Raw genomic sequence first — 25122 nt, forward strand, 5'->3', positions numbered from 1 at the left:
ATACCCAATAACAAAGCGATTAGTGAAAACTAAGCTTTTTGTTATTGGGTATTTTTTATATTTAATTTAGTAAACTTTACCTTTTCTTTACCTTTGTTTTAATTTCTATTAAGTTTTAAACATTATATTAATATTTGTACAAAGCAATGTATAGAAATTGTACATTACTTTTAATATAGAAATGTGATTATTATTTGAAATATTGTAAGGAGGAGATTATGACAAGGTGAAAAAGCAAGAGAAGAAAAGTGGTAGAGTAGTACCTCTCCGGTTAAATATTTTATTCCTTTGTGTATTTTTATTATTCTCTGGCATTATTATTCAGTTAGGGAAAGTGCAAATTTTTGATGGAGAAACATATAAAAATGAATTAGAGAAGAGAGAAAATGCAACCGTGGGCCTTTCTGTACCACGTGGGAAAATATTTGATCGTGAAGGAAATCCAGTAGTTGATAATAAGTCTTTACGTACGATTACATATACAAAGGTGAAAGGTGTAAAACAAGAAGAAATATTAAAATCAGCAAGACAACTTGCAGATATTATTGAAATGCCACAAGAAGATATAGATAAGTTAACTGAGACTGATAAGAAAGACTTTTGGATGCAATTGAATCCAGAACTGGCTCAAGACTTAGTATCAAAAAAAGAAATAGATAAGTTCCGAGATAAGGATATTACCGGAAAAGAGCTAGACAAAAAAATAGAAGATTTAAAAAGGAAACGCGTTACAGATAAAAATCTTCAAGAACTAACGGCTAAAGATATAGAAGTGTTAGCTATTAAAAGTAAAATGACCTCAGGTTTTCAAATGGCACCTCAAATTATTAAAAAGGACGTTAGTGAACAGGAATATGCGGTGATTAGTGAAAATTTAGCGAACCTTCCAGGAGTAGACGCATCAGTTGATTGGGAGAGAATCTATGTAAATGATGGATTATTCCGTTCTGTCCTTGGTAACGTTTCAAATGCTGATGAAGGATTGCCACGTGAACGATTAGATTATTATTTAGTGCGTGATTATAGCCGAAATGATAGGGTCGGCAAAAGTTATATCGAACAGCAATACGAAGATGTACTTCATGGTACAAAAAAAGAAGTAAGAAGCATTGCTGATAAACAAGGAAATACTATTAGAACGGAAACGGTTTCGGAAGGAAAAAGCGGTAAAAATTTAACTTTAACAATAGATATGGAATTGCAAAAAAAAGTAGAGGAGAGCATAGAAAAAATATTAAAACAATATAAAGGATCAGAATCAATGTTAGACCGTGCTTTCGTAGTAATGATGAATCCTAAAAATGGCCAAGTATTATCAATGGCTGGGAAAAGGCTTGTAGAAAAAGACGGGAAAATGGAAGTAGAAGATTATGCTTTAGGCACGCTGACAAGTTCATATGAGCTTGGATCAACGGTTAAAGGTGCGACAGTGTTAACAGGGTTTGAAACAAATGCAATAACTCCTGGAACACATTTTTATGATGCACCTATGAAGTTTAAAGGAACTAAGGAAAAGAAGTCTTGGAAAAATTTTGGTGATATAGACGATCTAAGAGCGTTACAAGTTTCTTCAAACGTTTATATGTTTAATATAGCATTAAAAATTGCTGGCGTGGATTATGTAAAAAATAGTTCACTAGATATTAAACAAGAATATTTTGATAAAATGAGGTATTATTTCAGGCAATTTGGACTAGGTGTACAAACTGGTATTGATTTACCAAATGAAACTGCAGGGCAAATTGGAAAAAAAGATAATCAGCCTGGTTTCTTATTAGATTATTCTATTGGGCAATATGATACGTATACACCACTTCAGCTTGCACAATATATTTCGACTATCGCAAATGGAGGATATCGAATGAAACCACAAATTGTTCAAGAGATTAGAGAACAAACCGTTCAAAAAGATGAGGTTGGTAAAGTAGTACAATCAATAGAACCCGTTGTTTTAAATAGAATCGATATGAAACAAGAATATATTAATCAAGTAAAAGAAGGATTTAGAAAAGTATTTCAAGAAGGAGATGGAACAGGAGTAAGAGCGTTCCAAAAAGCACCATATAAACCAGCTGGTAAAACAGGGACCGCACAAACTGTATATGGTGGAGAAAATGCAATTGGGCGAAATGCGAAAGGCGATCGTAGAGAATGTTATAACTTAACATTAGCTGGATATGCGCCATATGATGATCCAGAAGTAGTATTTTCTGTTGTAGTACCGTGGGTTGAAAATGATAAATCGGGCATTAACTCCGATATTGGAAAAGAAGTTTTAGATGCTTATTTTGATTTGAAAAATAAGCGGTTAACTGGTGAAGCGCCAAAAACAGATGCCTCTAAAGAGAATTAAAATGTACGAAACGTCTCTAGCATTCCTGTAAACTAGAGGCGTTTTTATCTGGGGATAGATTAGAAATGAGGTATATATGAAGCTGTTTATTCTAAAATATTGGGGGAACATATGTAGCTACATATTAATTATAATAGGGGTTATTTTTATTAATAAGTCCTTTTTATTTTGTATGGTAGAAGGAATTTCGATGCAACCTACTTTGAATGAAAAAGATTATATACTTGTTAATAAGGTAAATGTCTGTTTATCGTCTTTTCATCATGGAGATGTTGTCATTATAAAAAAAGAAGACGAGCCTACTTACTATGTGAAACGAATTATTGGATTATCGGGGGATAATATACAACTAAAAAAGGATGAGGTATTTATTAACGGTAAAAAGCGTGATGAGTCGTATATACATTTAGATATGTCACAAGTATCCAATCGTTTTTCAAATTTTAGAGAAATAAAAGTTCCTACGCATAAATTATTTGTGTTAGGTGATAATCGTAATCATAGTAAAGATAGTAGGAATACACTTGGACTTATTGATGAGTCAAATATAATAGGTAAAGTAGAAATGGTATTTTATCCATTTGATCATATAAAATGGATAAAATAATTCTATTAACTATTCACGTTTTATAAAATCAATCATATATTAATAGCATAGGACAAGCAGAAAAGCTTGTTCTAACCTCACAGAACACTCCTTATCACGGTTAGGCATCTACATAGGTAGATGCTTTTTTTATGTTGATGACTGAAAATTATTTATCAATATAATGTAGCAAGCATATTAGGACTATTAGGGGAAGATTACTTGTACAAATAACAGTATGCTTAATTAAAACAATGAAATGTAAGGAGTGAGGAATAAGTGCTAAATATTTTAGTGGTTAATTTTCCAGCAGAGGGACATGTAAACCCTACATTAAATTTAGTAAAAGCTTTTACTAAACGAGGGGATAACGTACATTATATTACAACGGCAAACTTTAAGGATAGAATTGAAGATTTAGGAGCTACTGTACATATTCATCCGGATCTATTAAAAGAGATTTCTATTGATGCTGAAACCTCATCTGGGTTAAATGCTTTCTTTCATGTGCATGTTCAAACTTCTTTATATATATTAGAAATTACGAAACAATTATGTGAAAGTATAAATTTTGATTTCGTAATTTATGATATATTTGGCGCAGGAGAGTTAGTAAAGGAGTATTTACAAGTTCCAGGTGTAGTGTCCTCACCTATATTTTTAATTCCGCCAGAATTTTTGAAGACATTACCTTTTCATCCAAATGCAGATATGCCATTCCAACCAGAGGAAATCTCTGAAAAATTACTAAATCAGATGGAACATAAATTTGGAGTAAAACCAAAGAATAATCTTCAATTTATGAATAATAAGGGTGATGTTTGTCTCGTATACACAAGTCGCTATTTCCAACCTAATAAGGAATCGTTCGGAGAAAATAACATTTTTATTGGACCAAGTATTTCAAAGCGTAAAACAAATATAAAGTTTCCACTGGAATCACTTAAAGAAAAGAAAGTTATTTATATTTCAATGGGAACACTGCTTGAAGGACTCGAACCATTCTTTAATACTTGTATTGATACTTTTTCAGATTTTGATGGGATAGTTGTAATGGCAATTGGTGATAGAAATGATATTTCTAAAATTAAGAAAGCACCAGATAATTTTATAATTGCTCCATACGTACCTCAATCAGAAATATTAAATGAAGCAGATGTTTTTATTACACATGGCGGTATGAATAGCGTACACGATGCCATTCATTATAATGTCCCATTTGTAATAATACCGCATGATAAAGACCAGCCAATGATAGCGCAAAGATTAACTGAGCTTGAAGCGGCACATAGACTATTGAAAGAACATGTTAATGTGCACACTTTAAAAGAGGCCGTAACAGATGTTCTTTCAAATGAAAAGTATAAACATGGTATAAGAAAACTTAATGATAGCTTTTTAGAATGTGGTGGTTCAAAAGAAGCAATTGCAGTTATTGAATCTCTTTTAAATAAAGTAAAACTTTAATCGGTAGGGATTTTACTACCCATAAATAGCGGGATAAATAGTCGTAACTGTATACAAGCATAGAGGTTCTCACCTTTATGCTTGTATATTCTTATCCAGCAAATTGCACAGCAGTATTTGCGTGTAAAAAAGCAGTATCAAAAACGGGAACAGTAAGATCATTTTGGGAGATAAGTAAAGGTATTTCAGTACAGCCTAATAATATACCTTCAGCGCCGTTTTGAATTAATGATTTTGTAATTTGTAATAACTTTTCTTTAGATGTTTCTGAAATGATCCCTCTACTTAATTCATCTAATATGACATGGTGGATAAAGGTTCTTTCCTCTTCATTTGGGATAATTGTCTCAATGTTATATTTCGCTAATCGTGATTTATAGAAATCTTGCTCCATCGTTTGTTTTGTTCCTAATAGTCCGATACGTTTTATACTCTGTTCTACCATTTCTTTAGCACTTACATCACCAATGTGAAGAAGCGGGATAGATATTGCTTGTTCTACTTCCTCGGCAAATAGATGTACGGTATTTGAACACATTAATAAACATTCAGCCCCAGATTTTTCAACTTTCTTTGCAACTGTAACTAGTTCATTTTTCACTTCTTCATATTGATGATTTTGTAATAAAGTAGTTACTTCACCAAAGTCCATACTATATAAAACTAACTTTGCATTTTGATCGTATTGAGAGAGTGTAAGTGTATTAATATGTTTATAGTATAATGATGTAGATTCCCAACTTAATCCTCCAATCAAACCAATAACTTTCATAATGCATTCCTCCCGAAACGATTTTGAATTTATTATTTCATAATTCCGATAAGAATACAATGATTTAAATGATCTATTTAACAAAAAAATAAAAATAGTAAGAAAAGTGTTGAAATTTACATTCTTTAGTGCCATAATACGAATTACAAATTAATACTTATCCAGAGAGGTGGAGGGAACGGCCCTAAGAAACCTCAGCAACCCCTATGCAATTTTATAGGAAGGTGCTAATTCCGCAGAGGACACGATGTGTTTTTTGAAAGATAAGAGGATTCTTGAACGTGAAAGAAAATGACCTCTTATGTAAGAGGTCATTTTTTTGTTGTATAGAAAGGGAGTGTCGATGCATAATTCATTTTTAAATTAAATATAGAGTAATAAAAGTTGACTAATATGAGAGGGGAATTGTCATGAACAAATTATCAACAAAGTTAGTAGTAGCAATCGGTATTGGAGCAGCATTATACGGGATATTAGGACTTTGGGGATTTTCTATTGCACCGAATACATTTATTAAACCAGCATTAGCTATATTAACTGTTTTTGGAGCATTATTTGGTCCAGTGGCAGGACTGTTAATCGGACTTATCGGTCATACCGTAACAGATACGATTGCTGGCTGGGGTATTTGGTGGGGCTGGGTTATTAGTTCAGGTATTATTGGTTTTTCAATGGGGCTTATTCAAAAAAGAGTTGGTTTTAGTGTGAAAAACGGGTCATTTAACAAGGGGGATATTTCTTATTTAGCAATTACTGGGCTAGTTGGTATTGTCATTGCTATTATATTTGCTGGGGCATTCGATATTATTGTGATGGGAGAACCATTTGACAAAATTGTTATACAAGTATTAGGAGCAACAATTTCCGATGTCATCGTTTTCTTAGTACTTGGATTGCCACTTACAATTGGTTTGGCGAAATCCAATAAGAAACATACACATTTAAAAATTGAAAAGTAGGGATGTTAACATGCAACCAATTATTTCGTTTGAACAATTCACCTTTCAATATAGGTATGCTGTGCAGCCTACTTTAAGTGATATTACCTTTCATATATACCCTGGGGAAAAAGTGCTAATTGCTGGACGAAGTGGCTCAGGAAAGTCGACATTAGCTCATTGTATAAATGGGCTAATCCCATTTTCTTACGAAGGGAATAGTACAGGTAACGTTTTAATTGCCGGTAAAGACCCGAGGGAAGGAAGTATTTTTGAACAAAGTAAACAGGTAGGAACAATTTTGCAAGATCAAGATGCTCAATTTATTGGTCTGACAGTAGAAGAAGATGTAGCTTTTTATTTAGAAAATGAATGTGTAAAGCAAGATGACATGAAAAAGATTGTTTCGGACTCATTAAGAAAGGTGAAGATGCATACGTTTCATAAACAAAGTCCACATGAATTATCAGGAGGTCAAAAGCAAACAGTTTCTCTAGCGGGTTTATTAACAACAAATGCGGATATATTATTGTTCGATGAACCGTTAGCTAATTTAGATCCACTAAGCGCCTTACATACGATAAAACTTATGAAAGATATACATGAACAATATAATAAAACGATTGTTATTATCGAACATAGAATAGAAGAAATTTTAAACCTGGATTTAGACAAAGTTATATTAATTGATGAAGGTAAAGTCATTGCGATAGGAACACCAAAAGAAATCTTAGCGTCAAATATATTACCACGTATCGGCTTAAGAGAGCCTATTTACATCGAAGCATTAAAGAGATTACATTTTGATAGTAATAATGACGTAATATATCCAATGGAAAACCTTCAAAAAGAAAAGGTAAGCAATGTTATAAAAGAGTGGATGGAGAAACAAGTCATATTAAAAGGGAATACTAAAAACAAGGAATTACTTAAAGCGGAGAATTTATCATTTTCATACTCTAATAAACAAAAAGTATTAGAAAATGTAAACCTTTCAATATATGAAGGAGAAATTGTGGCACTGTTAGGACATAATGGAGCAGGGAAATCAACATTAGCTCATAGTCTTATAGGCATAAACAAAATGAAAAATGGGAAAATCTTGTTAAAAGGTGAAGATATTAGTTCTTGGTCTATTCGTAAACGTGGGGAAATCATATCTTACGTGATGCAAAATCCAAATCATATGATTACACAGCCTACTGTTTTTGAAGAAGTTTCATTTACATTAACATTACATAATTTTTCTAAGGAAGAAATTAAGAATAGAGTAGAAGGAACTTTAAAAATTTGTGGTTTATATCCATTTCGTAATTGGCCAATTCAAGCACTAAGCTATGGGCAAAAAAAGAGATTAACAATCGCATCTGTATTAACAACAAATCCTAAACTTATCATATTAGATGAACCGACAGCGGGACAAGATTATTATCACTATAAACAATTTATGGCTTTTATTAAAAACCTAGCTAAAAAGGGAATTTCATTTGTTTTTATCACTCACGATATGAATCTCGCGCTAGAATATACAGACCGTGCAGTAGTTCTACATGAAGGGAAAATTATTGCGGATAATACAGTGTTTGATGTATTAGGCGATCAAGAAACGTTACAAAGAGCCAACTTAAGAGAGAGTTCTTTAAACAAGCTTGTTAAATTTAGTGGGATTGCATGTCCAGAAAAATTTATGGAGCTTTATTTAGACAGTAATAGGAGGGAGGAAGGTGCATAGTACATATTTTCATCGTATGGATGGGGTAGTGAAATTGTTTTTATTTATTTTTTGTATGACGCTTACTTTTTTGTTTTTTGATTTTCGGGTGTTGCTAATATTATTTATTATTGGGTGTATCGGGCTCAGCATTGCTAAAATTCCATTTCGTAAAATTTTAATTGTTTTTAGTGTCATATTTACATTTAGTTTATTAAACTCTGTTATGATTTTATTGATTACACCAACTCATGGATCTGAATTAACTGAATCATATACCGCGTTTTTACATGTTGGATATGCAACGATTACATATGAAACATTATTTTATGCAGCTACACTTTCATTAAAGTATTTTACGTTATTACCATTTACACTTCTTTTTATTTACACGACAGATCCAAGTGAATTTGTAAGTAACTTAAGTAAACTTGGTATTCATTATAAGATTACTTATGCAATAAATATTGCACTACGTTATATTCCTGACATCCAGTCTGAGTATAAAATTATTAAACACGCGCAAGAAGCGAGAGGAGTGGCTTTTGAAAAAGGAGAAGCAAGTTTATGGGTTCGTATGAAGAACCGTGTTTTAATTTTCTGGCCACTAATCATTCATTCTCTAGAAAGAATAGATACGGTTTCAAATGCAATGGATTTAAGAGGATTTGGAAAGAAGGATAAACGTACATGGTTTTATACAAGTAAGGCGAAACGTGAAGATTTCATCGCTTTATTTGCCGGTATTTTCATATTTATTGTTGCGGTATATTTAAAATTAAACGTATTTCAAAACTTTTGGTATCCATTTTAAGGCACTCTTTAAACGAGTGCTTTTACTTATTTTTATGTAGACATGCTCAAAAAAGGGATATACACATAATGTATAATACGAACCAGTTAAAATGATCAACTACCTATTAGTTTTCAAACCAAAAGGAGGAGAAAATATGAGTTACGGTGGTTCTTGTGGTTTTGGTGGAGGTTTCGCTTTATTAGTTGTGTTATTCATTCTATTAATAATTGTAGGATGCAGCTGCTGGGGCGGAGGATACTAATTTTTAATTAGTCTTCACAAATGTAAACTAAAAAAACATTGAAGATACTTATGTATCGAAACAAATAAAAAAGGAGCGACTATGCTCCTTTTTTATTTGTTTTAATGCGTATTCTTACTATATTTCGGGAACGTAATCGTTAAAGTCGTTCCTTTACTAACGATACTTCTGATTTTTAAACTTCCATGCATCGTCTCAATAATCTTAACAGCAACCATTGTACCTAAACCGGTTCCTTTTGTTTTTGTACTAAAATACGGTTCACCGAATCGATGTATTTGCTCCTGTGACATTCCAACTCCGCTATCTTCAATTCGTATTTCAACTTTACTATTATTGATAGATGAGGAAATATTTAAGGTACCACCATTAGGCATTGCTTCAATACTGTTTTTGATTAAGTTTAAAAAACATTGTTGAAAGTGCTGTTTATTACCAACAATGGTTGCCTCAGAAAAATCCTGTGTAATATGTATCGTATTCATATTACACAATGGCAATATCATATTAATAACTCGATTTAACTCTTGTTTTACTGAAATTTGATCTAGTTTTTCTGGAGCAGGTTTGGCAAACGTTAAGTAATCATCGATAATTTCTTGGGCACGATTTAACTCTTCAAGTATATGTTTAATATATTCGTCTCTTGATTCAGGAGTTAAATTTTGTGTTTTTAAAAGCTGTGTAAATCCTTTTACAACCGTTAAGGGATTCCTTACTTCGTGCGATATACTTGCAGCGAGTTGGCTAACAATCTCCATTTTTTCCATTTTAATTAATTTTGAGCGCATTAATACAGCATCTTTAATAACTTCATTTATATAAACAATAAATAACATTAAAGTAGTCGGTAATACCATGAAATAAATAATATACAAATTATTCACTTCAAAATCTGATAAGGTTAATACAATTAAAGTTGTAAATATTGCTAGGAAAAAGGTTAAAAACATGGAAAAAGCTACTTTAAGTTTTCTATTATATGTATTAAATTTTGAAGATGCGAGTGCTGTAACGATGAACATTATTCCGTAAACAACAACTGTCAGCATGTTAAAGCCATAAAATAAAAATCTCGTAATTAATAAAATTGTAAACAATATGATACCGACAGGGAATCCACCATAAAGCGTACCTATTATGACCGGAATTTGTCTTAAATCATGAATACAACTTTCATCCATATAGATAGGGTATCGCATACATAAAATAAGCGGGATACTAGAACAAAGGGTAATCAGTAGTATTTTATATTTCTTTAAATAGTGCCGGCTATCATATATGAAATAAAAAACAAATATACTACATAAAATGTATAGAAGATTATTTAATACGTTTTGATTAATATAAACAAAGTCCATAATATTTGCCTCGTTATTCTGAATTTACTTAACATATGTATTATACATAATAACATATGTTAAGGTGAATAAACCTTGTTAATACAAGATTAGTTTGGCTTTTTGTTATAAAATGCAAACATTCTACAAACGTTAGCTATCCAAAGATATTTTTACCAAAATTTTTTACTCCTTCTTCCTGCATGTTCGGTAAAACATGAGAATAAATCCTAAGAGTTAATGAAATGTCTGTATGACCTAATCCCTCACTGATAATTTTAGGATTAACTCCTTGTTTCAATAGTATAGTTGCGTGTGGATGTCTTAAATTACGAGTTTTAATTTTTTCACTGCTGCATTTTTTATTTCCTTATAAAACTTTTCCCTGAAAGCATTTCTGCATAACCCCCCACCTGATTTATTACAATTAATTAAATCTAAATCTTGATAAGCAGAACTGATTGGTAATAAGAAACGTTTGCATGAGATTCTAAATAAATATAAAAATACTAAAGGAAAGTAAGGTATGAAAAAACAGGTGTTTCAAGAAAAGTGGACGAGCTAGGTCGTGTAGTAATTCCAGTAAGAGTTTATTTGGGAAGTGGCTTTTAAAACTGATGTTGTTGAGTACATGTGGTAGTAAAAGGTAGATGGACATATGAAAAAAGTAGAAATTGATGTTAGTAGCAACAAACTTTTAATAGTTTAGGACGAAAATGTAACAGTAGTCAATCCACCAATGAGCGGATTTGTTGAGCAAGTCGCGGTTTAGATAAACGGTAAGGTTGATCGTGTAGATACTAAGTTTACTGAAAAGATAAAATGATTATTTTTAGAAAGATACCCAGACGGATTTAGTCGAGAAGCTAGTCAAAATCGCGTAGATGTGAAGTGAAAATCGTAAAAAAAGAGTCATGAGTGGAAAGGCTCATAGCTCTTTGTATAAGGGTAATGGTTTTATAGGTAAATATTATTATTAAATTCTAAAAAATTCAATGTTAGTAAATTAATTGGTATGTGATTTGAGTTTTATAGAAAGAGATCAGCTAACAACAGCTAGCTGATCTGCAGGTTCTGTAAGACAAAACAGAAAAGAATATTAACAGAATATAAAGGTTTATCCTGGTTGTTTGAACGTAGTTAAAGAAAGAATATCACATACTATCAATTTTAATAAAAACTATCTGTGGCTTTCACTTCTTTATTTTATTCACAAATAGTTCCAGTAGCTATTCCGGTTGGAGCGACACCTACTGGGACATTAGTGATAACAGTATTCGTAGCAATATCAATAACGGAAACAGTATTACTAGCTTGATTTGTAACATATGCTCGAGTGCCATCAGGTATGATGGTTACTTGATCAGGGGATAAACCAACAGAAATTGTATCAATCACAGTATTTGTCGCCACATTTATTACCGATACATTATTGCTAACTTTATTTACAACGTAAATAAGGTTTCCACCCGGTGTAATATCTATGCCAACAGGTTCGGTACCTACGTTAATTGTATTAATAACTGCATTGGTAGCGGTGTTAATAACAGAAACCGTATTGCTGTTTTGATTCGTGACATACGCACGAGTACTATCTAGTGTAAACACGATTATTCTAGGACGAATACCAACAGGGATGGTAGCAATAACTGTGTTGGTAGCAGTATTAATGACAGAAATTGTGTTGCTTAATTCGTTTGCAACATATGCAAAGGCACCATTTGGGGAAACAGTAATCCCTTGTGGAGCGATGCCAACAGGAATAGTATTAATAACTGTGTTTGTTGCCGCATTAATGACAGAAACCGTATTATTACCATGATTTCCAACATAAACAGTTGTGTTATTTGGAGAAACAGCTACACCTATTGGATTAGTTCCAACAGGAATGGTAGCGATAACAGTATTCGTAGCAGTATCAATAACGGAAACGGTATTAGAAAAAATATTAGTAACATAGGCACGAGCTCCATTTGGTGAAACGGTTACTTCAAGTGGTGCATTACCTACAGTAATTGTATCAACTACTATATTTGTTCCGGTGTTAATTACAGATACTGTATCATTTGTAGGGTCATCTATGAGTCCTGCATTTGTAGCATATACTAGGAAATTACATGCAGGTCCGGTTGGCCCAGTAGGTCCGGTCGGTCCAGTAGGTCCTGGTGGACAATCACAATCTCCAGTAGGTCCCGGTGGTCCTTCCGGCCCTTGGATTCCTTGCACCCCTTGAGGTCCAGTGGCTCCTGGTGGTCCTTCCGGCCCTTGAATTCCTGGCACACCCTGAAGTCCAGTGGCTCCTGATGGTCCTTCCGGCCCTTGAATTCCTTGTACACCCTGAGGGCCAGTGGGCCCTTCCGGTCCTTCCGGTCCTTGAATCCCTTGGATACCCTGAGGCCCAGTAGGTCCCGGTGGTCCAGGAATTCCCATTCCGGTCCCTGAACCAGTCGGCCCCGGTGGTCCTGGTGGTCCTTGAATTCCTTGTACGCCTTGAGGTCCTTGAGGTCCTTCTGGTCCTTCCGGCCCCTGAATTCCTTCTACACCTTGAGGTCCTTGAGGCCCTTGAGGCCCTTCTGGTCCCTGAATCCCTGGTACACCTTGAGGTCCTTCCGGTCCTTCTGGTCCTTCCGGCCCCTGAATTCCTTGCACACCTTGAGAACCCTGAGCGCCTCTAGGTCCAGGAAATCCTCTAGGTCCAGTGGCTCCAGTCGGCCCCGGTGTTCCGATGTTACTTAATAGCGAACTATTTAAGATTCCTTGTAGAATTAAGTTGAATGTTTGCTGTAATAAGGGGTCTGATATATTTGAACAACTTATAAGTGAAGACAAGCTTTGGAATAGAAATTGGAATAATGCTGAGATTTGAGTGAGGGATGCGGTAGGTAAGGAATTAATTAATTGATTTATAGTTCTTATAACTAAATTTCTATTTGGTGTATTTGGTTGTACTGTTATTAATAAATCATTTAATGCCTGTAATGCTGATTGGAGTATTTGTATAGTTGTTGGATTTGGTGTTGTGAAAAAAGAAAGGATGGCTTGATTTAATTGATTTATTATTTGTAATAATTCTTGTTGTTGAGAATTCGAGAAAAAAACAGGTGTACAGCAATTACTTTGATCACAAGCGGATATAGAAATAAAGCAGGGTTGCTGAAATTTATCACACGGATTTTTGGAATTTGATTTTCGATTATATCTCATAAATACCTCCTTTTAAAAATTGAATATTAAGTAATTTTTGGTAAATTATTAGCAACTGAGTTTGTAGGTATATGTTTAATGTGAAATGTTTTTTCCTTCAAAGTATATGCCAATAAAATAGAGGTGTTCATATGGGATATATAATCAATACTTGGTTGTTAGGAGGATGTTGTAATCATAGGAAAGAAAATGAAGGTTACAAAGTTTATAGGCAAGCGATTGTATTTTAAAAAAGCGTTATTGTAATAAAATTTGAAGTTTATTAAAAAGAAGGAATGAAGGAAGATTTAAAAGATTTTGAAAGATCCATAAAAAAATTCAGTAAAACTCTGGATTCTTCTACACGTATTTTTATTTGTTAATCCATTTAGAAATAATAGGAATTTGTTGTGCCTATTAAAATATGTACTGTTGGTAATTATAACATGAAAATGGATTGTAATAGAATAATGCATTAAAAAGAACAAGTAATAAATTAAACAAAAACTTTATTTTATTATAGATAAATAGGTGACTCAGCAATTGTGCTAGCCGAGTCACCTAGTACTATGGAACCAAATAATGTTCTTTTTCTATATGTAGTTATGTGGAGTTCTTAGAGGCTAGCCCAATAGACAGTTAAGGGATAAATAAAATCATTTTAGAGAGTTTTACATTTTATTATGTTAATGCTAAAACAGCAAGAGTTAAGCCCAACGTATTTAATGGACTAGAATACGGTCCTACATTAACAGTAAGTGCACTTGGTAAACCTGGAGGTGTAGTGAAAATTGCGGGTGCTGATACAGAAGTAAATCCTGCAGTATACCCTAGAGAAGTACCTGAGCCAATGAGTGCATTATTATTCAGATACATAGTGATACCTGCCGAACTACCTCCTGGTTGAATGATAACTTGCACTTCATAGATTGCCAAATAGGTTCTTCCACCTTCAAGTAAAACAGTTGTTGGTGGTGTGAATGAGATTGCCGTACCATTAGAATTTACCACGGTATCTAGTGGAATCGCAGAATTTACAGAGACTATTGATGGGGTAGTTTGAACAACATTTAAACTGTTAGCCGTGGGGGATGGACAAGTGCAAGGTTTGTGAATGTTAGGGTTATTATCATTTTGGTAATTCACAAATAATCAAGCTCCTTTGCGTAAGATAATTTTTTATCCTATATAAAACGTAGCTTTTTTGTATCTAAGTTATTTTTAAAGAGAAGTTGAATATTGTTGGTCAGTTAACTTTTAAAAGTATTTGATACTCTGGAATTTAAAAGTGCATCTGATAAATATATATGAATGTTTTTTAAGGACATTACTGTAAGTTAGGAAACATAATAAAATAGTTATTTTGTTAAATAAAAAAACATGCACAAAAATTGTGCATGTTTAAAAAAGTTATGTCTTGTCTATGTAAATATATGCTTAACTAATATATACCGTGTGTATGTTTGAACAAAATGGTTATTTATTAACAAATATAAAGAGCGCTTTTTAAGATGCTCCATGACCAAGATGTGTATCGAGAAGGATACTAAAAGATTAATAATGAGATGATCATGATTATTGTATGTACATTTCTAATGAATGTGAAATCTTTAAATGCAATCAAAAAGAGCTCGCATATAAGCATGCTCTTGGACAAGAAAGGTAGATTTCTATGAGTGGATATCTCCATACAATACTATATGCTTGTCCAGTTAAAAGGTGAAAAGTTTTAATGAAATCTTTATTTTATTAATTTGTAGGTTGATACAGTTCCCCAAACGAAAAGAACCAAGTAAAAAAGTCTTTGTAGTAGACCTGCAGGTAAAGGGAAAAGAAAAACAAGTGAGATAATGATTGTTATTACTATTAAGTTTAGTAAGCAGAAATATGTCCATTTTCTAGTTTTTTTAAGATTCTTTGCAAAAATAAATAGTCCTGGAAATACAGTAAGCATACCTATCCAAACTAGAATAGAATGTCCAATTAGGTTTACATCTGCAGGAATTAATCCTGAGACTATAGTGGAAACTCCTATTATAATTATAAAAAATGTTGCTATTTTATTAATTTTTGTTTTTTCTAGATGTTGTGAAATATATAGTACTCCAATACAAAATGTTATTCCATTAAGAATAAAGAGTAAATTCATCCAAAAGTGATTAGGGGAGCATATTTCATAAGTAGCTATTTCGTAGGTGAATTCTCCACAGGTTGTTACACCTAGATCACTCATTGCATGATGCAAATAGTTATAAGATGCTGTAGAAGTGAAAATAAAGAAAGGTTCAATTAAAAAGTATAGGCAAGTTGCAATCCAACTAAATAAGCCAATCCTATTTGATATATACATTAGATGCCTCCTTTGAAAAAGGTATATTTCCGTTGTAGGTGGTTGCATTATCAAAAGTGAAAAATTTCAAGTTGAGAGTCGATAACCATTTTTAATAATATAGGGTTTTCTAGACAAATGTGTTTAGCGGAAAGACGTGTGAAAAATGGATGGGGTATAACTTAACAAATCGTTATTTGAGAAAAAGGGATTAGTTTAGTTTTGATTCTGCTAATCCTCAACCAATTATAAAAAGCAGGCCGAATATGAGAGGGTAAAAAATACACGAAATTATTATACTAGTTATAACGACTTTTTTTGATGTACCTTTTGGAGCGAAAATAATTAAAACCAGTGATACAAATATTAAATAAATTAAATTACTATCACTATAAAAGGTAAAAAATACGATAATAGTTAACAAATTTGAAATGAAACCGAATTATTTTCTCATTACTTTAGCCTTTCTTGGAAAAATAAATAATCCAGATTATACCATGAATGAATAAGGTTTAAGTAAAATTTTAACAAAAACGTTATTTGAATAAAAAGAAGTTAGATAAGGATGAAGAATAGTCATCTCTTATGCTGGGGAGCTTAACGGATATCTAAATGAATTAAGGATGAGTATATGTTGAAAAGAAAAGTGGTTAGTTTGTTTTTGGGAATTACTATGGTAGTTTTATTTTTAAATCCGTTAGATACCAAAGCGTTTAATATTGATAATCAAGAGTTTTATGATTCTTATAATACTTTATTAGCACCATATGCAAGTCAAGTTATCAGAAGGAAGCTTGGACCAGATCATCAGTATAGTTTGACGGACACAAAAATTATAAAAATTGAACGTTTCCCAGAAGAAAACTTTAATTTTATTGTTACAGTTCAATATAAAACTTATATAGGAGCTCATAACCCTCCGAATGGCATAGAAACTATTACTTTTAATATAAATCCAAGTGGAGTAAAGGTTATAAATTTTGTTCATAAAGATGCTTAAAGAAGAAGTAATATTGTTCGTACATTGATGGAAAGGATATTTGAACTGAAAAATGTTATAAAAATTTCATTTTGTAGAAATAAAGAAACTAAAAAAAGAGCACCATGCATCAGTGCCCTTTCAGATAGGAGGTAACACTTTGAGTTGGATACTTAAAAAGTATATGGTATAGAAGAGAAATACGACCTAAAATTTATTATCAACTCAATACAAAAGAGCAGTTAACGAAGGTTAACCGCTCAGTCCTCAGAGAAAGGAAAAAGAACATTACAGATGTCAATGTGAATTCAAGCTGTATCAGCCCATTTATAGTATCGGACATAATTAAAAATTTTATTCGGATAAACCAAATAAAAGAGCAGCTAGCAAGAGCTAACTGCTCAACCCTCGACCAAGAGAGCTAGAGTGGGAAGAATTTAAAGCTGACTTTTTACAGTCCTATATAGTATCGGTGAAATATAGAATTTTATTCGTGTGAAACATAAAAAGAGCAGCTAGTAAAAACTAGCTACTCAGCCTTCGGGTATGAAGGGAAATCAGAAACTGTATATACATTATTAACGGAATATTGGGTTTTATTCAGGAGTTAGAGGGAAATGAATAAATTTAGACTGTTCCAACTTGGTTTTGGTCTGCAACATCAGAATCAAATGTGTTTGTTGCACTAACACCGTTAAATGTATTGAGAACAAAAGCAACGTTAGATGAACCTGAACCATTATAAGCTTTTGTATTTTCTTTTGGAGAAACGTTATAAAAATCACCTAAGTTGAAAGAACCGTTACTATTTTGCACAACCATATTTCCGACAATAGATGGCATAGCTTTCACCTTCTTTCCTAGGAAGCATTTAAATTAGTATATGGTGTATGCGTCTAGTGGTTCATCTGAAACTGAGAATTTTGAAATGAAGTTTGATTGAAAATCTAATAAAATAATCCTTTTGAAATTATATAGGTACAATTCACATTTGAGCCGCTTTTTGAATGTAAGAAAGTATTAAATTAATAAAAACGCCTAAAATGGAAAAAACTGTTTTATAAGAAGGAGTGAGAGGATTGGATAATTTAAAGAAAAAGAAACTAAAAAAAGCAATTGCTCGTCGGACAAAGGTTATACAAAAATATGAGAAAGACAGAATAGATAAAGCTTGGAGGAATCTTTTTATACAGACAAGTATAATGAAATAAATATAGTCCGGCTAGAAAACTAGAGGACACCAATTCATTAAAGCAGCAATTCAAGTTGTTTTAATGAATTGGTGTCCTTTTTATTTTGGAAGGGGGAGATAGGAAAATATGAGGGCACTACAAGACTAATTACGTGAGTGGAAAAAGCAATTGAATCAAACAAGAAAGAAAAAAAGATATAGAGTTCAAGTAGTTGTGAGATAAATTGAAAATAGAAATTGATAAGTAAAAAGATAAATAATTAAACATGCGGATGTATTGAATGCAAATGAAATAAAAATTAAATAGGTATATTTTTAATTTTTAAGTTAAGTATAGAGAAGAAATGAATTATCTAGATATTAAGAAAGGATGGATTTTTACAATGAGTTCAAATGAATCAAATTTCAGTTTTACCAGTAACAAAGATATTGTAAAGTACCTTAATGTAAGAAAAGACCCTGTTGATTTAAGAGACAAAATGTTTCGGAGTTACTTGTTTAGTAATGAGGCGGATTTGCCAACGCAAGTCGATCTTCGTCCTAAAATGTCAGGTATAGTAAATCAATGGAATATAGGTTCTTGTACGGCAAATGCAATTGTTTCAGGGTTACGAGAATATCTATTATTACAATCAGGTCGTCCATTTACTTGCTTATCTCGTTTGTTTTTATATTATCATGAACGAGAAATAGAAGGACATATTCAGGAAGATAGTGGAGCGAATGTTCGTGATGGTATGGGGGTTCTTAAAAATATTGGGGTATGCCCTGAAGAGGATTTTCCTTATACCGAGAATTTTAGAGATAAGCCATCACCAAAGGCTGAATCAGATGCTGCACTTTATAAAATTGGAACCTACCATCGTATTCAAGATTTATCGGGATTAAAGGCTGCACTTGCTCATGGATTAGTTGCTGTACTTGGATTTGCTGTACCAAAATCTTTTATGTCAGAAGAAGTGAAAAAGACTGGTATAGTTCCAGTATCAGGAACAGATGATGTAATTGTTGAAGATGGTCAACCAGCGGGACATGCTGTTTGTGCTGTTGGATATGACGATGATAAGCAAACGGTTATTATTCGCAACAGCTGGGGAGATAAAGGATATTGTTATTTCCCATATGAATTATTTAAAAATGGAATTGTGCAAGATATGTGGACAGGTCGTTAATTAGAAAAGTGATGGAAGTATGGAAACTACAAAACACGTTATACGTGTTACGGGTAGCATAAAAGAGCGTGAAAAAGATGTAGAAATAAAAGGTGTAATGCATTATCATCTATTAATTAATGATATATCAGTTTTACATACAAGTGGTGCAGAGGTATCGTATAAAGGTTATGTACAAGCTATGAAGCAGCATGTGATTTCTTTTGGTAACTATGCATTCTGTCGTTTCTGAAAATGATGCACGCGTAGAAGCCCGTGATTTCTGAAACTGTGGTGACAAGAGTGCAACAGTTTGGGTGGCTGATGTAGAAGTGAAAACAATGGATGATATGCGAGCAGGTACACAGGCTTTTATCGATGAATTATGTAAATTAGGTGCTAAGAAAGTCGGTTTATATGTTGATCATCATATGTATGCACCTTTTGGTTGTGAAATATTTAAACAAAAAAGTGTTAGCAAGTTTGCAAACGAACTTGCTAACACTCATACAAAATAGACATAAATTATCGCTGATATGTCTTCCTTAATAATAGCCATAATCAATTAGAACACACTAATATGAAATGCTCATAAAATCATTCTTGATATACATGATAATAGTATAAACTCTATATTTCTTTTAATAATTTAGGGTTATATCTTTTCTGCATTAGACGCTTTTAACCACGCTTCGTAGAATTCTGTAACTGATGCATACCGTTCTGCTCGATTGTCATTTACAGCACGATACGCTACCGCATATAATTCCTTACTTGCTTCCCATTTTATAAAAGAACGATCTTTTTCATCGCCTAAAAGTGAGAAAGCCATTGCTCCCATATTAAATACATTTGTTCTTTCATCAATTATTGCGTTTAGTTCAAATTCCTCTGGTGACATAAAACGGGAGGAACCCCATAGCCGGCCCATTTTATTTATGTAAGGTTTCTTACTGTATAAATCTATATCACAAATTTTTGTTTCGTTTGTATTAAAATTATATAAAATACTACCGTCATAAAAATCTATCGCTACATAATTTTTCTTTTCTACATAAGTATGGAAAGAAAAAATGGAATGTAAGGAATGAACTCGTTCTATAGTAGATAAATGTCTAAATTTATAAAATGGAGAGTTTGGATTTTCATATTTCTCAGGAGGTGGGAAGCGCCAATGCGAATGAAGACATTCACCATCAAACCAATCGAAAATTAATACATATCCAGATTGAACTGGAAAATGATCAATTAATTTTATGAGCGATTCATGCTTTAAATCTTCATAAATAGTAACTGAATTTTTTAGCCTTTTAATAGCATCACCCGTTGTTCCTTCATATGCAATTGTTTGTGCTCCTGCGTATTTGATAAATTTCTTATGCCCATCTTTTTCTACACCAAAACTTATATTACCTGAATCTTGCTGGTCAAAAACTGCAAATACGGTCCCTAATTTAATAAGCCAATCAAAATTATGATATTCTTTTAATTGGAATGCTACACTATTTAACTGAATTTCGACGGAATTATCTTTCATAGATTACCTCACATTTAATATAATTAAGTTGTACATTCCACTATTCGACATATTTTATGGAAATCCTATGCTAACAATATAAAATTTTATAAATATAATGATAAATACTTATAAAGAGGTGAATACAATGGATCAACAAATTGTTATTAAACCGTATCAAAAAGACTGGGTTGAAGAGTATATAAAAGAAAAAGAGAAATTCTGTTCCTTGTTAGGACAAGAAATAATTGCTGTTGAACATATAGGAAGCACAGCAGTAGAAGGATTAGGAGCTAAACCTCTTATTGATATGATGATTGGCGTAACAGAATTGCAAATAACTGAAAAGTGGATTGAAGTTCTATCGGAATTTGGATATGAGTATGTTCCAAAAGATGCAACCAATTGGCGTTTTTTTAGAAAGGGAAAATGGAGAGCAGGTACTCATCATTTGCATGTTTATATTTATAATAGTGACGAGTGGAGAAACAATATTTTATTTCGTGACTTTCTAATAAGCCATGAATGGGCACGTAAAGAATATAGAGAATTAAAAGAGATGCTTGCTATTACATATGCTTTTGATCGTGTTTCATATACAAAGGCAAAAGCACCGTTTATTCAAAACATAATAAAGTTAGCTGAAAAAAATCAATAATAATTGTCAGTGATATTGAAATTCTCATTTTATTTTAATCTTTCTCTCATGTTCTTTTCTTTTTTATTTGATAGACTGCTTGTTACAAAGCTTTTGTGAGTAAGGAGATTAAATAAAATGGAGAAGATATTAAGAAATAAATATTTTCGTGTGTGTGTTAAAATTATGGGCATTACTATTATTATTTGTAGTGTATTGATGCTATTTATTAATGTTATATACGGCAATGTTTTGAATGTAAAATGGTTAAATAAAAAATTAGGCTCTTTTGGTGAATATGGGGCTATTATCGCTGCTTCATTATGGTTTTTACGCCATATATGGGTGTTTTTAAAGAAGAAAAATATACAAGGATTTAAAAAAGTTAAAGAAGTGTATCTATTTGCAAAAAAGTTTCATGTATTAATTGGATACGCTATAATAGCTGTTGCAATTACTCATGGTGTTTACTTTTTTATAAAAGGGAGTCCTCATATTTTACTCATATACAGTGGCATATTTTCTCTATTAGCCTTAATCGCACTAGGGGTTGTTGGGTTTTATTTACAGAAAATAAATAAGAAAGAAAAATTTATGATGTATAGAAAAGTGCATCAAATCATTGTAATTATATTTGGAATAGGATTATTTATTCATTTAATTGTCTAGGAGGAACTACCGTTGCAACATATTTTAATTATTGAGGATGAGGAAAGTTTAGCAGATTTTCTAGAATTAGAACTAAAATATGAAGGGTATAAAGTAGATATACAACTAGATGGAAGAAAAGGGTTAAGCGCAGCACTTGAAAAGAATTACGATCTCATTTTGCTTGATTTAATGCTGCCTGGATTAAATGGACTAGAGGTATGTCGTCGACTAAGAGCGACTAAAAATACACCTATTATTATGCTGACTGCTCGTGATAGTATTATGGACCGTGTGACAGGTTTAGATAGTGGAGCGGATGATTATCTTCCGAAACCATTTGCAATTGAAGAACTGTTAGCACGTATGAGAGTGATATTTAGAAGAGAAGAACATATTGAAAACAAGCAGGTTTCATTTCTTACATTCAAAGATTTGCAGCTTCAGATTGAATCTCGAACTATAACTAAAGGAAATGAAGAAATTGAACTTACAAATAAAGAATTCGAGTTATTGCTTATGTTTATGAAAAATATTAATCGCGTACTTACTCGTGATGTTTTACTGGACCAAGTATGGGGATATGATGCAATTGTTGAGACAAATATCGTTGATGTATATGTTCGTTATTTGCGAAACAAGTTACATAATGTAGATAAGGAGGAGTATATCCAAACAGTCCGTGGTGCGGGATATATAATGAAATGATAAAAAATATTATGTTTCGAATTCGAAATCTACCTATAAAGTGGAAACTAACACTTTGGTCCACTACACTAGTATTTATTTTGTTCATCTTATATAGTGCTTTGCAGTTTATTGTAATCAATAAGTGGACTATAGATTATGAACAGAAACAAATAAATAGGCAAGTGACGGAAATAGCGGCATATTTCCAAGATAAAAATGATACCCTTTCGAGTAAAACATTTGAAAACAGTAAAGATTTTCTAAACAATATGATTGATAAGCATCAAATGATTCGTATTATTGACATGGATGGGGGGCCGATTATTACTGTTTCACGAGATTTTAATGAAACGTGGATAAAGCCGAAACAGGTTATAAAAGATGAGTCATTTATAAAAAGGCATTTAGAAGATCGAATATTAGTTAAGCGCATACCAATTAAAACGAAAGAGTTTACTGGCACTATTGAACTTACGAAAAACCTAGAGACATTTGATTATTTATTAAAAGTTATTTTAGTGGTAATGCTTATTGCTGGAATATTTGGATTGATATTTAGTTTTTTAGGTGGGATTCTTATAACGAAGAAACTATTATCAAGTGTTCAAAATATAACAGATACGATGAAACGTATTAAAAAGAATGGACTAAATGAACGGGTTCCAGTACGAGAAAATAATGATGAGCTTGCAAAATTATCATTTCTCTTTAACGAGATGATGGATGAAGTAGAAACTTCTTTTGCACAACAGAAACAGTTTGTCGAAGACGCATCTCATGAACTAAGAACACCGTTAACAATTATTCATGGTCACTTAGCGATGTTAAACCGATGGGGGAAAAATGATCCAGCAGTATTAGATAAATCTCTTCAATCTAGTTTAAAGGAAGTAGATCGTTTAAATAAATTAGTTTCAGAATTGCTTGAACTATCAAGAGCTGAATCTGAACAAATGTATCCAACAGCAGCTGAGCCAGTCCATGTAAATAGCGTATTAAAACATGTTACACAAAACTTTATAGTAATTCAAAGTGATTTTCAATTTGATATGAAATTCGGGGATGATGAGGCTTATGTTTCAATGCCATCATCTTACTTAGAACAAATTATTATTATCATAATGGATAATGCAGTTAAGTATACAAAAGAGGTTAATAAATATATTTGCATAGAATCCAGTTTACAATCAGGGAAAGTTACAATTCGTGTAATAGATCATGGAACGGGAATACCTGAAACCGATTTACCATTTGTTCTTAATCGGTTTTACCGAGTTGACAAAGCGAGAAGTCGAAAACAAGGTGGAAACGGACTAGGTTTGTCTATTGCAAAACGACTTGTAGAAAAATATAAAGGAGCTATTAAAATAGAGAGTAAAGAAAATGAAGAAACAATCGTTACGATTACATTACCATGTATAATAAAATAAGCCTTCAAAGAAGGGGTGCGTTTTGCATTCCTTCTTTTTTTACGATCAAATCATTTTGTTTATTTCGAAATTTCTAGTACATTAAAATTATTAAGGGGGAATAATAATGAAAGCTATCGTACATCAATATAAAACTGGGTTTGACGGTGTAGAATATAAAATATCACCTGAGAGAGCACTTAATGATGGGGAAGTTAAAGTGAAATTAAAATCAGCAGGCTTAAATCATCGGGATTTATTTATTATGAATAATAGAAAAGAAATGCAATTACCTTTAATCTTAGGATCAGATGGTGCAGGTATTGTTACGGAAATTGGAAACGGTGTTTCTGATAACATATTACATACAGAAGTTATTATTAATCCTAGTATTGGATGGGAACATGCTACTGAAGTACCGGAGTTACCGGAAGTGCTAGGTGGGCCGAAAGATGGAACGTTTGCTGAATATGTAATTGTACCAGTTGAAAATGTTGTAGAAAAGCCGTCATATCTTACTTGGGAAGAATCAGGTGTTTTATCTTTATCCGCATTAACTGCATATAGAGCGCTTTTTACTAAAGGTAGATTGAAGCGCGGCGAACACGTTTTAATTCCGGGAATAGGCGGTGGTGTTGCTACATTTGCCATGTTATTCGCGAAAGCAATTGGCGCAAAAGTGAGTGTTACTTCAAGGGTAGAGAATAAAATGGAACTTGCTGCAAAATATGGTGCAGATATTTCTTTTCATAGTGCCGGAAATTGGGAAGAGAGCTTACAAGGTGAAAAAGTAGATTTAATAATAGATAGTATAGGTCCAGCAACTTTTTTGAAATATTTTGATATATTAAAACCAAACGGAAGAATCGTGAATTTTGGTGCAAGCTCAGGAGATAAAATTGAATTACCATTACGCGCGCTATTTTACAATCAAATTGATATTATGGGAACATCCATGGGTAGCCGTGAGGAATTTAATGAGATGATAAAGTTTATAGAAAAACATCAAATTAAACCAATTATTGATAAAGTTTACTCGTTAGAAGAAGCAATTCGAGCACTAAGCCGTATGGAACATGGAGAACAATTTGGAAATATTGTACTTCAAATGAATTAAAAAATATGATTTTGCAATTAGTATATTTAAATGAACATGTTATGTA

General features: G+C 32.4%; 22 protein-coding genes, 3 pseudogenes and 1 riboswitch. Of the genes and pseudogenes, 17 read left to right on the forward strand and 8 right to left on the reverse strand.

What is annotated here, in order from left to right:
* Positions 1–226: 226 nt before the first annotated feature.
* The 3 genes from DN407_RS12770 to DN407_RS12780 all read left to right on the forward strand — a co-directional run bounded on the left by DN407_RS12770 (position 227) and on the right by DN407_RS12780 (position 4406).
* On the forward strand, positions 227–2353 hold the full coding sequence (locus DN407_RS12770) for a peptidoglycan D,D-transpeptidase FtsI family protein (protein ID WP_098781261.1): 2127 nt from the start codon (positions 227–229) through the stop codon (positions 2351–2353).
* Between the two features lie 76 nt (positions 2354–2429).
* Positions 2430–2960, forward strand: a complete 531-nt coding sequence (gene lepB, locus DN407_RS12775; protein WP_149216340.1) for a signal peptidase I — start codon at positions 2430–2432, stop codon at positions 2958–2960.
* A 258-nt stretch (positions 2961–3218) separates the two neighbouring features.
* The gene (locus DN407_RS12780) at positions 3219–4406 is read left to right on the forward strand and encodes a macrolide family glycosyltransferase (RefSeq protein WP_097842392.1); all 1188 of its coding nucleotides are present in this window, start codon (positions 3219–3221) and stop codon (positions 4404–4406) included.
* A 91-nt stretch (positions 4407–4497) separates the two neighbouring features.
* Here the strand turns inward: DN407_RS12780 and DN407_RS12785 are convergent, their stop codons facing one another.
* Positions 4498–5178, reverse strand: coding sequence for an aspartate/glutamate racemase family protein (locus DN407_RS12785; protein ID WP_000864399.1), 681 nt, complete (start codon positions 5176–5178; stop codon positions 4498–4500).
* Between the two features lie 154 nt (positions 5179–5332).
* Positions 5333–5448, forward strand: a riboswitch (SAM riboswitch).
* A 140-nt stretch (positions 5449–5588) separates the two neighbouring features.
* Here DN407_RS12785 and DN407_RS12790 point away from each other — a divergent pair.
* The 4 genes from DN407_RS12790 (at position 5589) to DN407_RS12805 (ending at position 8885) form a co-directional block, all read left to right on the forward strand.
* On the forward strand, positions 5589–6137 hold the full coding sequence (locus tag DN407_RS12790; RefSeq protein WP_001038210.1) for an ECF-type riboflavin transporter substrate-binding protein: 549 nt from the start codon (positions 5589–5591) through the stop codon (positions 6135–6137).
* Between the two features lie 10 nt (positions 6138–6147).
* Positions 6148–7848, forward strand: a complete 1701-nt coding sequence (locus DN407_RS12795) for an ABC transporter ATP-binding protein (protein WP_149216341.1) — start codon at positions 6148–6150, stop codon at positions 7846–7848.
* A complete protein-coding gene (locus tag DN407_RS12800; protein WP_000556377.1) occupies positions 7841–8641 on the forward strand; it encodes an energy-coupling factor transporter transmembrane component T family protein in 801 nt (266 codons plus the stop codon). Before DN407_RS12795 ends, DN407_RS12800 begins: the two co-directional genes overlap by 8 nt.
* A gap of 136 nt (positions 8642–8777) precedes the next feature.
* The gene (locus tag DN407_RS12805) at positions 8778–8885 is read left to right on the forward strand and encodes a YjcZ family sporulation protein (RefSeq protein ID WP_000120182.1); all 108 of its coding nucleotides are present in this window, start codon (positions 8778–8780) and stop codon (positions 8883–8885) included.
* A 101-nt stretch (positions 8886–8986) separates the two neighbouring features.
* On the opposite strand, the gene DN407_RS12810 is transcribed toward DN407_RS12805, so the two are convergent.
* A complete protein-coding gene (locus tag DN407_RS12810; protein ID WP_048567660.1) occupies positions 8987–10246 on the reverse strand; it encodes a LytS/YhcK type 5TM receptor domain-containing protein in 1260 nt (419 codons plus the stop codon).
* Between the two features lie 136 nt (positions 10247–10382).
* Positions 10383–10559: pseudogene (locus DN407_RS32930) on the reverse strand (tyrosine-type recombinase/integrase); the annotation flags it as partial.
* Between the two features lie 324 nt (positions 10560–10883).
* Between DN407_RS32930 and DN407_RS12820 the strand changes: the two are divergent.
* Positions 10884–10997 (forward strand): annotated as a pseudogene (locus DN407_RS12820) (DUF3954 domain-containing protein).
* 434 nt (positions 10998–11431) lie between these two features.
* Here DN407_RS12820 and DN407_RS12825 read toward each other — a convergent pair.
* The 3 genes from DN407_RS12825 to DN407_RS12835 all read right to left on the reverse strand — a co-directional run bounded on the left by DN407_RS12825 (position 11432) and on the right by DN407_RS12835 (position 15758).
* Positions 11432–13429 carry a YVTN family beta-propeller repeat protein gene (locus DN407_RS12825; protein ID WP_149216342.1) on the reverse strand — a complete coding sequence of 666 codons (1998 nt, stop codon included), beginning with the start codon at positions 13427–13429 and terminating at the stop codon, positions 11432–11434.
* 660 nt (positions 13430–14089) lie between these two features.
* A complete protein-coding gene (locus tag DN407_RS12830) occupies positions 14090–14554 on the reverse strand; it encodes a hypothetical protein (protein WP_149216343.1) in 465 nt (154 codons plus the stop codon).
* 595 nt (positions 14555–15149) lie between these two features.
* Positions 15150–15758 (reverse strand): DUF998 domain-containing protein, encoded by a 609-nt coding sequence (locus DN407_RS12835; RefSeq protein WP_097796952.1) that lies wholly within the window; start codon positions 15756–15758, stop codon positions 15150–15152.
* A gap of 610 nt (positions 15759–16368) precedes the next feature.
* On the opposite strand from DN407_RS12835, the gene DN407_RS12845 reads away from it, so the two are divergent.
* Entirely contained in the window at positions 16369–16737 is a 369-nt protein-coding gene (locus DN407_RS12845) for a DUF3888 domain-containing protein (RefSeq protein WP_000919725.1), read from the forward strand.
* Positions 16738–17343: 606 nt separating this feature from the next.
* Here DN407_RS12845 and DN407_RS12850 read toward each other — a convergent pair.
* Complete coding sequence (locus DN407_RS12850) at positions 17344–17559, reverse strand: spore germination protein (RefSeq protein WP_001139345.1); 216 nt, start codon at positions 17557–17559, stop codon at positions 17344–17346.
* 236 nt (positions 17560–17795) lie between these two features.
* On the opposite strand from DN407_RS12850, the gene DN407_RS12855 reads away from it, so the two are divergent.
* From DN407_RS12855 to DN407_RS32120, 3 genes and pseudogenes are all read left to right on the forward strand, one after another.
* Positions 17796–17927: a DUF3983 domain-containing protein gene (locus DN407_RS12855; RefSeq protein ID WP_000369348.1), complete on the forward strand. Its 132-nt coding sequence runs from the start codon at positions 17796–17798 to the stop codon at positions 17925–17927.
* Between the two features lie 364 nt (positions 17928–18291).
* Positions 18292–19080 carry a C1 family peptidase gene (locus DN407_RS12860; protein WP_033685795.1) on the forward strand — a complete coding sequence of 263 codons (789 nt, stop codon included), beginning with the start codon at positions 18292–18294 and terminating at the stop codon, positions 19078–19080.
* A gap of 160 nt (positions 19081–19240) precedes the next feature.
* Positions 19241–19508 (forward strand): annotated as a pseudogene (locus DN407_RS32120) (glycoside hydrolase family 25 domain-containing protein); the annotation flags it as partial.
* 206 nt (positions 19509–19714) lie between these two features.
* Here the strand turns inward: DN407_RS32120 and DN407_RS12875 are convergent.
* Positions 19715–20596 carry a protein kinase family protein gene (locus tag DN407_RS12875; protein WP_097796955.1) on the reverse strand — a complete coding sequence of 294 codons (882 nt, stop codon included), beginning with the start codon at positions 20594–20596 and terminating at the stop codon, positions 19715–19717.
* A gap of 127 nt (positions 20597–20723) precedes the next feature.
* Between DN407_RS12875 and DN407_RS12880 the strand changes: the two genes are divergently transcribed.
* From DN407_RS12880 to DN407_RS12900, 5 genes are all read left to right on the forward strand, one after another.
* On the forward strand, positions 20724–21233 hold the full coding sequence (locus DN407_RS12880; RefSeq protein WP_149216344.1) for a GrpB family protein: 510 nt from the start codon (positions 20724–20726) through the stop codon (positions 21231–21233).
* A gap of 117 nt (positions 21234–21350) precedes the next feature.
* Complete coding sequence (locus DN407_RS12885) at positions 21351–21881, forward strand: hypothetical protein (protein ID WP_000411453.1); 531 nt, start codon at positions 21351–21353, stop codon at positions 21879–21881.
* Positions 21882–21893: 12 nt separating this feature from the next.
* Complete coding sequence (locus tag DN407_RS12890) at positions 21894–22568, forward strand: response regulator transcription factor (RefSeq protein ID WP_149216345.1); 675 nt, start codon at positions 21894–21896, stop codon at positions 22566–22568.
* The gene (locus DN407_RS12895) at positions 22565–23980 is read left to right on the forward strand and encodes a HAMP domain-containing sensor histidine kinase (protein ID WP_097796957.1); all 1416 of its coding nucleotides are present in this window, start codon (positions 22565–22567) and stop codon (positions 23978–23980) included. The genes DN407_RS12890 and DN407_RS12895 overlap by 4 nt, the downstream gene beginning before the upstream one ends.
* Positions 23981–24086: 106 nt before the next feature.
* On the forward strand, positions 24087–25076 hold the full coding sequence (locus DN407_RS12900) for a zinc-binding dehydrogenase (RefSeq protein WP_149216346.1): 990 nt from the start codon (positions 24087–24089) through the stop codon (positions 25074–25076).
* Positions 25077–25122 lie beyond the last annotated feature (46 nt).

The sequence above is a fragment of the Bacillus sp. JAS24-2 genome (genome assembly GCF_008274905.1).
GTDB classification, from domain to species: domain Bacteria; phylum Bacillota; class Bacilli; order Bacillales; family Bacillaceae_G; genus Bacillus_A; species Bacillus_A cereus.